This is a genomic window from Vibrio misgurnus, assembly GCF_029635775.1.
Classification (GTDB): domain Bacteria; phylum Pseudomonadota; class Gammaproteobacteria; order Enterobacterales; family Vibrionaceae; genus Vibrio; species Vibrio chanodichtyis.
Window position 1 is genome coordinate 1,112,899 of sequence record NZ_CP113241.1, and the last position, 11,583, is coordinate 1,124,481.

The 11,583-nt window shown below is 46.4% G+C and carries 8 protein-coding genes; 5 read left to right on the forward strand and 3 right to left on the reverse strand.

The features are described 5' to 3' along the window. Window positions 1–115 precede the first annotated feature (115 nt). The 4 genes from OOK74_RS05330 to OOK74_RS05345 all read left to right on the forward strand — a co-directional run bounded on the left by OOK74_RS05330 (window position 116) and on the right by OOK74_RS05345 (window position 3,881). Window positions 116–712, forward strand: coding sequence for a GTP cyclohydrolase II (locus OOK74_RS05330; protein WP_166013099.1), 597 nt, complete (start codon window positions 116–118; stop codon window positions 710–712). Window positions 713–903: 191 nt separating this feature from the next. Next, entirely contained in the window at window positions 904–2,442 is a 1,539-nt protein-coding gene (locus OOK74_RS05335) for a L,D-transpeptidase family protein (RefSeq protein WP_274721960.1), read from the forward strand. A gap of 170 nt (window positions 2,443–2,612) precedes the next feature. Continuing rightward, window positions 2,613–3,161 (forward strand): peptidoglycan L,D-endopeptidase MepK, encoded by a 549-nt coding sequence (gene mepK, locus OOK74_RS05340; RefSeq protein WP_166013097.1) that lies wholly within the window; start codon window positions 2,613–2,615, stop codon window positions 3,159–3,161. Between the two features lie 63 nt (window positions 3,162–3,224). Continuing rightward, window positions 3,225–3,881, forward strand: coding sequence for an MBL fold metallo-hydrolase (locus tag OOK74_RS05345; RefSeq protein ID WP_274721959.1), 657 nt, complete (start codon window positions 3,225–3,227; stop codon window positions 3,879–3,881). Between the two features lie 125 nt (window positions 3,882–4,006). Here the strand turns inward: OOK74_RS05345 and mdoH are convergent, their stop codons facing one another. Continuing rightward, entirely contained in the window at window positions 4,007–6,193 is a 2,187-nt protein-coding gene (gene mdoH, locus OOK74_RS05350) for a glucans biosynthesis glucosyltransferase MdoH (protein WP_274721958.1), read from the reverse strand. A 19-nt stretch (window positions 6,194–6,212) separates the two neighbouring features. Continuing rightward, window positions 6,213–7,847, reverse strand: a complete 1,635-nt coding sequence (locus OOK74_RS05355) for a glucan biosynthesis protein G (protein WP_274721957.1) — start codon at window positions 7,845–7,847, stop codon at window positions 6,213–6,215. A 404-nt stretch (window positions 7,848–8,251) separates the two neighbouring features. Between OOK74_RS05355 and OOK74_RS05360 the strand changes: the two genes are divergently transcribed. Beyond that, window positions 8,252–10,135 (forward strand): methyl-accepting chemotaxis protein, encoded by a 1,884-nt coding sequence (locus OOK74_RS05360; RefSeq protein ID WP_274721956.1) that lies wholly within the window; start codon window positions 8,252–8,254, stop codon window positions 10,133–10,135. Window positions 10,136–10,248: 113 nt separating this feature from the next. Here the strand turns inward: OOK74_RS05360 and OOK74_RS05365 are convergent, their stop codons facing one another. Then, complete coding sequence (locus OOK74_RS05365) at window positions 10,249–11,439, reverse strand: amino acid aminotransferase (protein WP_274721955.1); 1,191 nt, start codon at window positions 11,437–11,439, stop codon at window positions 10,249–10,251. Window positions 11,440–11,583: the final 144 nt, after the last annotated feature.

The window sequence follows — 11,583 nt, forward strand, 5'->3', positions numbered from 1 at the left end:
ATCTTTTCTTTGAAAAATCGGCTATCCGCCCCCATAGTTAACTCACGAGTAGAGACCCGTTATGCAATTGTTGAGAAACATGCATTTCGTTACTGAAATTCAAGTGAGTATAAATATGGCGGAAGTCAGAGCCAGAGTTGATTTTAAAGTCGGTGCCCAAAGCAATATTGACGCAGAGATCCTATCGTTTCATGGATTAGCATCGGATAAAGAGCATGTTGCGGTGATCTTTAAATCTGCCGATACAAGCCAGCAGGCTCCATTAGTTCGTCTGCATTCGGAGTGTTTGACCGGTGATGTGTTTCACTCTTCACGCTGTGATTGTGGTGAGCAGTTAGAAGAAACCATCACACGGATGGGCGAGGCGGGTGGCATCATCTTGTATCTGCGCCAAGAAGGGCGTGGCATTGGCTTATACAATAAAATTGATGCTTATCGCTTGCAAAGCCAGGGAATGAATACTTATGAAGCCAATAATCATCTTGGCTTTAGTGATGATCTGCGAGAATTTGGTGAAGCGGCGCAAATGCTCAAAGCATTAGGCGTTAATAAAATCCGCCTGGTGACAAACAATCCGAAAAAGATCCGTGAGTTGCAACAGCATGGCATTGAAATTGTTGAAGTGGTACATACGGCAGCACACATCAAAGCGGGCAACGAAAATTATTTAAAAGCCAAAGTTTCCCATGGTAATCATCAGTTAAAACTGTAATTTTCTGCACTTGGTTTGCATCAAAAACGGTATGATAAGGCCCGAAAAATCTAGGGCCTTTTCTCGTTTAGGCGTAACTTCTACTCACCACTCAAAAACCTTACTTATAATCAAAATATCTGATCCGATTGCTTAAATTTAGCGTATTCCTTTGCCATACTGATTGCATGGTTAGTCAGTTGAGTATTGAGATGAAAAGCAGAATTGTTGCGATTGGATTATTATTATTTTCTATTCCATGTTGGGCGATGCAACATTTTGTTGAACTAGGTTGGGTTGACTCGACTTCTCCTATCTATCAGCAGATGATGAATCCGCAAATCACTGAGCAGGTTTATCGGCGTCATGATGACCAACGATTGTGGCGTGATATGGCGAGTGCCAATCGTTTTGAAGATCAGTTAGAAGTGATGCGTCGTGCCGGTTTTAGTCCACTGTTTAGTCGCCAACTCGCGTTGATGCAAACCTATCGCCGGCAAGGAGAGTGGTATGAATATGATCTGTTGGCAACCGATACGCTATTACAGTATCTCAGCTATGCTGAGCAGGCGGGTACTATTGGACTGCGCTGGTTTTTTGATGGGCAGCTCGCTAACCCCCTCGCCGCGCCAAGTGAGGCGGCACTGGTTGCTCTGCATAACGCACTTAGTACTCAAACACTGGCCGATTTGATCGATCAAAATACCCCACAAGATCCTGCCTACCAGCAACTGTTACAAGCTTATCAATCACTGTTAGCGTTAGAATCGCATGCTATCCCACTTTATCAACAAGATGGCCTGAAAAGACCTGGTGATCGGTTAACTGAGCGCCAAGTGCTGTTGCAGCGCTTATCATTAGCCAGTCTAGCCAGTACGGATCAGTATGACGAAATTGACGTTTATGATGGGAATTTAGTCGCACTGGTTAAACAATTTCAAAATATGCATGGTTTAACGCCTGATGGGATTATCGGGCCACAAACGATCAAATGGCTGAATAAGTCGGTGACTGAGCGTCTTGCAATATTGGCGCTCAATGCTGAGCGGCTCCGGCTTTGGCCAACCCAACAAGATTCGTTGATTGTAGTCAATGTGCCCGGCTTTGCGATGCAATATTGGGACAGTGGCCATCAAGTGTTTACGGCAAAAGTGGTGGTAGGGCGCGTTACTCGCCCAACACCTGTGATGAATACCAAGCTAGACTCGCTGATCATTAATCCGATGTGGAATGTACCACGTAAGATTATGGTGGAAGATATCCTACCTCTGGTTAAACGTGACCATGAATACTTAGCGAAGCATCGGATAGAAATTATCCGCGGTTGGGATGATCCTGAAGTCATGGATCCTCGCTTAATCGACTGGGTCAATGTGAATCCTGAGACGTTCCCATATCGCCTGCGTCAATTGGCTGGGGGGCAAAATGCGCTTGGTGCATACAAATTTAATACCCCTAATTCACAAGCCATTTATTTGCACGATACTCCAAATAAGCATTTGTTTAATAACGCTTCACGGGCGTTCAGTTCCGGCTGTATCCGAGTTGAAAATGCGCAACAATTTGCACAAACATTGTTAGCGCAACAGGGGATAATGCTCAGTTCAATGCCAAATGGAACTCAATCGATCGCGCTGAAAAAGCGTATTCCAGTACACATTATTTATCAAACCGCTTGGTATGAGGGTGGCTCACTGCATTATCGAGATGATATTTATGGGTTTGATACCTTTGCGATCGGTAATGGGTGATGGACATCTAATTTTGACTAAAAATTGACAACTGACATTTTCCTATATTGCTCAATGAATAAGCACTTTTATCCGCGTGTTTAGTAATTACTAGCACGTTTTATGCATTTGATCTCGAAAGCAGAGTTCGGTACTTTCCTGTACCAATAAAACTAAGCGAGTAGGTAAAAGTGCAAACAACACGTCGAGATTTTTTAAAATTGAGTGCTGGAGGGTTGATTTTAGCCGCCTGTACACCAAGTATCGCCTTCGCGAGTTACGCGGCTAAGCCAAGAGAATTGGCCTTAAGCAATTTGCATACTGGTGAAAGCATCGAAACGTGCTATTTCAATGGCAAAGAGTATGTCCGTTCCGAATTGAAGCGATTGAATCACCTATGCCGTGATTTTCGCCGTGGTGAAATCCATGCCATGGATAAAGGTCTATTTGATCAATTAAGCCAAATTCAGTTTTTGCTTGGCACGCAAGCGGAAGTTCACATTGTGTCTGGTTACCGTTCCCCCGCAACCAATAAACAGTTGCGCAGTAAATCAAAAGCGGTTGCGAAAAAGAGCTACCACATGTCAGGGCAGGCAATTGATTTTCGTTTAGATGGTGTGTCATTGAAAAAAATTCGTGACGCAGCCCGCAGCTTGCAAGCTGGTGGAGTAGGGTACTACCCGAAAAGTCGATTTATTCATATTGATACTGGCCCCGTTCGGCATTGGGTTGGCGCATAACTTGTCAAAGTTTGCGGTTAGTGACATAGTGCCCGCCAGTTAAGTATCAGACGGGATAGGTTTATGTCTTTACAATATCAAGTTGTGCCAGTCACGGCGTTTGCTCAAAATTGTTCTATCGTATGGTGCGATGAAAGCATGGAAGGCGTGGTGATCGATCCCGGTGGTGATGTAAAACAACTGGTGATGTTGATTAATCAGCTTGGCGTGAAAATTACTCAACTGGTGTTGACTCATGGCCATCTTGACCACGTTGGTGGTAGTGAACCGCTCGCACAACTTTTGGGTGATACGCGCATTGTCGGCCCACATCAAGCGGATAACTTCTGGCTCCAAGGGCTTGAAGGACAAAGTAAAATGTTTGGTTTTCCACTGACGGATGCATTTGAGCCGGATCAATGGCTGAATGACGGTGATGTAGTGGTATTTGGTCAGCAACGCTTGCAAGTTATACATACCCCAGGCCATACCCCTGGCCATGTGGTACTGTTTAGTGAATCGGCACGGTTGGCGTTTGTGGGGGATGTGCTATTTAACGGCAGTATTGGGCGTACCGATTTTCCTCAAGGTGATTTCAATACTTTGATCGCTTCAATCAAAAACAAACTATGGCCGCTAGGAAATGATGTGACATTTGTACCAGGCCATGGTCCACAATCAACGTTTGGGCGTGAACGGGCCAGTAATCCGTTTGTGGCCGATGAAATGCCACTTTACTGATTTTCTCCATGCCCTCAATTCTAACAAGCGCATTACCTTGTGTTATTTGAATAAAATAGAATAACAAGTCCGACAATTATGTCGGACTTTGAGCGAGGCGTTTATCGCTGTTTATCGCTAGAGTGTTAAGCGCTGTGACGTGCCTTGGTTGACACCACGTTATCGATGGTTGGGGGCAGTTTAGCGACTTGCTGGATCAGGAGTGGATTACCGAGCACATAGCTCAATTCCACTTTGGTGAGCAAGGCCAGCAAACCTTCCTGGCTTTGAGCTTCTTGAACTTTAATCCGAGCTACCGCATCTAAAGGTTCAATGTGACTACCCGGTTGACGTGAGGGGAGTTTATCCATCATGGCAATATGTAAAGCAATCAAATGAGGATCGGCCAATACCACTGGTACACTCCATGGTTGCTGCAGATTATCGATATACTGCTCACGGCGGGTTTGAGCCACAACAACAATATCTGGTGGAGTGATCTCTTCTGGTGTGGCTAAGATGCGCCGACGTTTAAACCAAGCGCCAATGCTATGTGACGCCGTGATCCCAGAGAGAGGAACGGCAAACCACAGCCCAATCAGAGCCGGTGACATCCAAGCCAATAGGGTCCATGAATCGAGCATTGCTGCATAACCGAGACATATACCAATTAGCGTATGCCAGCGATGACGGTAGAGTAAGGCTCTAATTGGCAAGCTGCCATCATCACGCCGCTGAGGTGCCCAGCCACTGTCCCGTCCAACCAGAATCGAAATCACCGCACCGCAGTGGATAAGCATCATGATCGGTGCAACTAAAGCCGAGAGTATGATTTCAGTTACCGCGCTCAGTATGACTTTGCAACGCCCGCCTAAGGTATGGCATGTCTGGTTATCGAACAGCAGCAGCAGTAAACCAAAAATTTTGGGGCTAAACAGAATACCCATCGTGATGTAAAACAGTTGTAAGGCTCGCGCCGAGTCCATCACCGGCCAAGTTGGAAACAATGAAAACTGCTCAGTAAAATATTCAGGGCGAATATAGTGTGCTTGCAGTGCTAGCAACAAGCCAGAGAGGATCAGTAGTAACCAAAAAGGTGAAGAAAGATAGGACATGATCCCAGTGGTAAGGTGTAAGCGGCTGATCCAATGTAGACCTTTTGAACCGATAATTCGGCTATGCTGCAGGTTACCCTGACACCAACGGCGATCGCGGACTGCTAAATCGATGATGGAGGGAGGGCACTCTTCAAATGAGCCACTGAGATCAGCGGCAATTGTGACACTCCAACCAGCACGGCGGATCAATGCAGCTTCAACAAAGTCGTGGCTGAGAATATGGCCACCGAACGGCGGACGACCGGATAAATGGGGTAGTCCGGCGGCACTCATAAAGGCTTCGGTGCGAATAATCGCATTGTGTCCCCAAAAGTTTCCTTCTTTTTGTACCCACCAAGCTAAACCAGTACCGACAATGGGACCATAGATCCGCGCGGCAAATTGCTGTAGGCGTGCCATCAGGGTGGTGCCATTAATTAACGCAGGAATGGTTTGGATCAAACCCGCATCAGGGTCATGCTGCATCCGCTGTGCTAAAGAAATGATCGTGCTGGGTTGCATGACGCTGTCTGCATCTAAAACCAGTAGATGATCATAAGCGGATCCCCAACGTCGGCAGAAATCCGCAATGTTACCAGCTTTACGGGCAATGTTTTTACGTCGACGTCGATAATAAACATGAGCTTTATCGGCGCTTTGCTGACGCAGTAACCAGAACGCTTGTTCTTCGGCTAAAGCGACTTCTGGGTCGGTGGTATCGCTGAGAATAAACCAATCAAATGCGTGGCCGTGTTCAGTATTGGCTAAGGTTAAAGCCATGGTTTCTACTGCGGCAAACACTCGGTCTGGAGCTTCGTTATAAGTTGGCATTAAAATGGCGGTACGAGTGATCAGCTCTGACTCAGTGGCAGACGGATTTTTGTGACGGATTAGCACTAAAAAGCCGGCGATAGAGCTGGAGAAAGCCAGGGCAATCCAACAAAAGTTAATCGCAAATAATACTAATACTGAGTATTCAATCGGCGTTAGGCCCCCGAGCAGAAAGACACTGCGCATTTCGATGATGGCAAAAGCCGAAAGCAATAAAGCAAAGCCGACCACAAACACGCGGCGTAGTGAATTGGAGGTTACCCCATCCACTTGAGTTGCTGAGCGCGGAAAGCCACTACTGAGTCGCTTTAAGCTCTGCTCAGGCATCTCTCCGTGTTGCTCTGGAGGCATGGCTGTGCCTCCCATTAACTGAAAGGCATTGGGTTCAAGCATAGGGTTGGTCATAAAAAATCCCGCATACTGACTACAGAGTCCAACGATATAACCAAGTTTCCACTGGTCGTGTTTCTGGTACGGTTAATTCAGCACGCAGTTCGGCCAGCACGACTTCTCCAGGATCAAATTCAAACGACAGACGATACCCATTATTGGTTGGGTTATCGCGTAGTACCACATTACTGATCACACCAGCATTGCTACGCACTTTTGGCTCTGGCATCTGGGCTGGTTTGGTTCCTTGCACTTGGTAATCAATCACAAATAGGCGCTTGGGCGTCGGTTTTGCAATATCAGCTCGGCCACTTGCCGTACGGCTGACAATGATTGCCTGTGAGTTCTCTTCTGGTTGCTCACCCCAGTTGAGATGATACGAGAAGCGGTACTCACTGCCCGCGGCGAGCGGTTGCGCTGGTTTCCAGAATGCGACAATGTTGTCGTGAATTTCTGATTGGGTGGGGATCTCGGTTAAGACTACAGCGCCGGGTCCCCAGTTACCGACGGGTTCAACCCACAAGCTTGGCCGTTTTTCATAATGCGCTTCGAGATCTTGGTAGTTGGCGTAATTGCGCTCACGCTGCATTAAACCAAACCCTTGTGGAGAGTTATCCATAAAGGCACTGATTTGTAGAGTGTTCGGATTAGCCAGTGGCCGCCACAAGCGTTCACCACGACCGTTGATCATCAGTAGACCATCAGAATCATGCACCGCAGGACGGAAATCATCGGTTTGCTGGCGACCATTTGGTGAGTGCATATACATGCTGGTGGCCGGGGCTAAGCCGACTTTACTCATCTCAACCCGAGGGAAGAGCACCGCTTCGACATCCATGCGAGTATTTTGTCCTGGACGAATGGAAAAACGATAAGCTCCGGCGACGCTTGGGCTATCGAGTAGGGCATGTACTACTATCAAATTGGTATTGTAGTTGGGCTTCTCGACCCAAAAGGCACGAAAAATAGGGAACTCTTCACCCGTTGGATCGGCGGTTTTAATAGCTAAACCTCGTGCAGAAAGGCCATAGGCATTACCTTTACCCAATGCGCGGAAATAACTTGCGCCTTGGAACACAAACAGCTCATCTAAATATGCGCTATTGAGCGGGTAATGTACCCGTAATCCGCTATAACCAATATCTTCACTTGGCAGTTTTTGCTGCAGGATTTCTCCTGCGCTGAACATGTTTGGGTCATAACTTAAATGGGTGGCCTGACTATTTTCAATCAGAGCAATTTCAATCAAATCTTGAAAGAAGAAGCCGCGATGAAATAACTGCATTTGGTAAGGCAAACCATCGGCTTTCCATACTGCGCTATCCGGTTTAAAACGGATATCACGATATTGATCATAGTTGATATTCGCTAAACCTTCGGGGAGCGGGTCTTTTAAGGCGATATAGGGCTTTTTCGCTAATTGACGAGCGATTCTAACCACCGTGTCATTATCAAAGGCTCCCGTTTTAGCAAAACGAGCGACAGCTTTTATATCGCCAGTTTTGAGCGGCCTTGCTGGCTCGGAATTTACCGTTGATGTGGCGGGCGTATTGTTAATATCTGCCGCAAAACTATTATCAGACATCAACACAGAAACCCCGAATAACAGGGAGATAAGTACAACCATTTTTGGCACGTGACGTTGCACGGCATCTGAGACACGAATCATATCAAAATGAACCGATAATAAAGTGAAAGAGGAAGTGTGCTTAAGAGTTAAGTGTAATCTTGCTTACTGGGCAGTATCGCAGAAAATTACAGGTCTCATTCAGCGCGAAAGATAGCAGAAGCATAAAAAAATGCACAACCTATGTTGTTGTAATCTGGCTTGATTAGATATTTTATATTCATAAGCATATATCCTTTAGCTATATGTGTTGGTACGAAAAACTCAGATTTTAAGTAGTTATAAATATTGTTTAGCAGTAAATAAATTTTTGTCAAAATTCTTATAACAGAAATGGTTAAGTTAGAGCTGTGACTGGTTGTCAGAAAAAATGACAAACTGGATGCGTTTTAAGCATGGAGGGGGTACTATTCTCTTCCCTTCGTTCCAATATATTGTTTTTCACGATGAAACTAACACTAAAACACAAATTAATTGGTGCAAGTCTATCCGCTGTAGTGGTAATGGCGACCGCATTGACTTGGTTTTCTGCCAGTCAATTGCAACAGCAAACCAGCAATGCGGTATATACTCGCGCAGATGCTATTTCTTCAACCGCCGCCAAAGGTATTTCCGATTGGATTGCGATCCGTAAATCGATTAGCTCAGCGTTTAACGCACATATTGAAACTCCAGATATGGTGCCTTATTTGCAACAGGCGCGTGATGCTGGTGGTTTTGATGATATTTTTTACGGTTCTGCGCAAGGCGCAATGTACCGTTCACATCCAGAGCGTAATCGTGCGGATTACGATCCTCGAACCCGTCCTTGGTATAAAGATGCAGTAAGTGCCGGTAAACAGATCATCACCACCGCCTACAGTGATGCGATAACCGGTGCTTTGCTCGTCACGATTGCCGAGCCGGTGCGTTTACAAGGCAGTTTAAGTGGTGTGGTCGGTGCTGATGTGCTGATCGATCAATTGATCGCCGATGTGATCAGTATGGATGCCGGTAAAAATGCGCAAACGATGCTGATTGATGGCCAAAATGGTGTGCTATTAGCGCACCCTGATAAATCTTTGCTACTCAAACCGGTCACTCAGTTATCTTCAGCATTAGATCTGCGCAATATTGAGCGTGCGGCTCGCCAAGCTGAATTGGTTGCGGTTAATCTTAATGGGTCAGATAAGTTCTTTTTCTTCGCGCCAGTGCCAAACACGCCTTGGTATTTTGCGATTCAGATGGATAGCAACACCGAATACGCCGCACATGCTGAATTACTCACAGGCTTGATCACCACAGCCTTATTGATCACTGTGATTGTGGTAGCGATTGTCTCATGGCTGGTTAGCTTCTTATTCAGTGATTTAAATCGTGTATCGAAAGCGCTTGAAGCGATTGCTTCTGGTGATGCCGATCTCACTCAACGCTTAGAACCACGCAGTGATGATGAAGTTGGCCAACTCGCTAATAATTTCAATATCTTCGTGAGCAATATGCACACTATGGTGCTCAAGTTGAGTCAAGTTTCAATGGCTCTCTCACAACAATCTCAAGCCACAGCACAACAAGCAGAAGAGCGTAGCCGACGAATTGCTCAGCAGCAAGATGAAATCAACATGGTGGCGACCGCCATCAACGAGATGGCTGCGGCAACTCAAGAGATTGCTGGTAACGCTGAGCATACCGCGCAAAATGCGGGTGAGGCGGTGACGGCTTGTGCTCATGGTAGTGGCCAAGTTGGCCAAACTCAGCGCTCGATTCATTCGTTAGCTGAAGAAGTACAGGTAGCAACCGGCGTTATTCAAGAATTGGAAGCGCATGGGCACCAAATCAGCACTATTCTTTCAACCATTCAGAACATTGCCGAGCAGACCAACTTGTTAGCACTCAATGCGGCAATTGAAGCGGCGCGTGCGGGTGAACAAGGTCGCGGTTTTGCGGTGGTAGCGGATGAAGTGCGAGTACTGAGTCAGCGTACCCATGCCTCGACGAAAGAGATCCAACAGATGATTGAAACGCTGCAAGCCACCACAGGCAAAGCGGTTGGTATTATGGATGACAGTCGCCGCTTAGCCGATACGAGCGTAGATGATGCGAATGAGGCCTCGGTGAGCTTAGAGCAGATCCACTCGGTGGTTGAGTCCATCAATGATATGGCGACTCAAATCGCATCAGCGGCGGAAGAGCAAGCTTCGGTGACCTCTGAAATCACGCGTAATACTGTGGGTATTCGTGATGTATCGAATGATCTGGCTCAGCAAGCGCATCGTGCTGCCGAGCAGGCGGCCGAATTGTCTGATCTATCCCATGAGCTGGAACAAGAGATCCGTCGCTTCCGACTTTAATTGTCTGCGGTTTGATATGGAATTGTGGTGAAAAATAAAAAACCGGCAGTGATATGCCGGTTTTTTTACGAGCGAATTTTACGCACATTTTTTTATGCAGTTGGTATCACCGATTAAAATACGGCGGCAATCCCTTGGCAAAGTGGCAGCATATTCGATTTGGTCATACCTGCAACACTGATGCGTCCTGAGCCTACGATGTAAATCGCAAATTCTGCTTTGAGGCGTGCCACTTGTGCTTGGCTAAGGCCTGAAAAAGAGAACATGCCGTTTTGGCGCTCAATAAAGCTAAAATCCGCATCAACTCCGACTTGTTGCAACGTTTTCACAAACAGGGTGCGCATCTCTTGAATGCGTTCACGCATTTCTGTGACTTCCGCTTCCCATTCAGCACGCAGGGCAGGGTTGTTGAGAATATAAGTCACAACAGCAGCACCGTGAGCGGGTGGGTTAGAGTAAATAGAACGAATGATAGCTTTCACTTGAGAAAATGCTGTTTCTGCAATGGTTGCTGATGCAGCGACTAAGGTGAAAGCACCGACGCGTTCGTTGTACAGGCCAAAGTTTTTCGAGAAGGAGCTGGCAACGAGGATCTCATCATTGTATTTAGCAAAAGTGCGTAGGCCGATCGCATCATCTTCCACTCCGGTGGCGAATCCTTGATAAGCAAAATCAAATAGCGGCAGTAGGCCTTTATCTGCGATTAATTTTGCCAACACTTCCCACTCGTGTGCCGTAGGATCAATCCCCGTTGGGTTATGGCAGCAGCCATGTAGCAGTACCACATCACCTTTGTTGGCTTGCTCTAAATCGGCCAACATCGCGGCAAAACTTTTGTCTTTTGCTTCGGCATCATAATAAGCATATTGGGTGGTTTCCAAACCCGCGGCATTGAATACGCTATGGTGGTTAGCCCAGGTTGGATTGCTGATCCATACTTTTACATCGCCCAATTGGCGTTTAATAAACTCTCCGGCCACCCGCAGTGCACCAGTACCACCGGGTGCTTGCGCCGTTTTAGCCAGTTTTTGCGCGACGATGCTTGAATCTGCACCAAACAGCAGCTTTTGTACGGCCAAACCATACTCTGCCGTTCCTTCAATAGTTAGATAAGATTTGGTTTTTTCTGACGCTAGTAATGCCGCTTCTGCTTTCTTAACCGTAGCCAGTACCGGGGTTTCACCTGCTTCATTTTTATAGATACCGACACCGAGGTTAATTTTGTCGGTACGAGGATCTTTTTTGAATTCTTCAGTTAAACCAAGAATAGGGTCAGCCGGAGCGGCAATGACTTTTTCGAACATAATTTACATCCATGTCAAGTTGAGGTGGAAAGGGTGATGGAACTCATCAAATTTATTGTATTTATACCTTCCTCACATAGTGGTGACAACCGCATGGTAAAGAAAATAAGCAAATAATTTTGCTGGGCAGAGCAATGTCCGCGC

What these genes read in the sequence shown, in the direction of transcription:
- OOK74_RS05330 (WP_166013099.1), top strand. Translation starts at nt 116, where the DNA reads ATGGCGGAAGTCAGAGCCAGAGTTGATTTTAAAGTCGGTGCCCAAAGC.
- OOK74_RS05335 (WP_274721960.1), top strand. Translation starts at nt 904, where the DNA reads ATGAAAAGCAGAATTGTTGCGATTGGATTATTATTATTTTCTATTCCA.
- OOK74_RS05345 (WP_274721959.1), top strand. Translation starts at nt 3,225, where the DNA reads ATGTCTTTACAATATCAAGTTGTGCCAGTCACGGCGTTTGCTCAAAAT.
- mdoH (WP_274721958.1), bottom strand. Translation starts at nt 6,193, where the DNA reads ATGACCAACCCTATGCTTGAACCCAATGCCTTTCAGTTAATGGGAGGC.
- OOK74_RS05355 (WP_274721957.1), bottom strand. Translation starts at nt 7,847, where the DNA reads ATGATTCGTGTCTCAGATGCCGTGCAACGTCACGTGCCAAAAATGGTT.
- OOK74_RS05360 (WP_274721956.1), top strand. Translation starts at nt 8,252, where the DNA reads ATGAAACTAACACTAAAACACAAATTAATTGGTGCAAGTCTATCCGCT.
- OOK74_RS05365 (WP_274721955.1), bottom strand. Translation starts at nt 11,439, where the DNA reads ATGTTCGAAAAAGTCATTGCCGCTCCGGCTGACCCTATTCTTGGTTTA.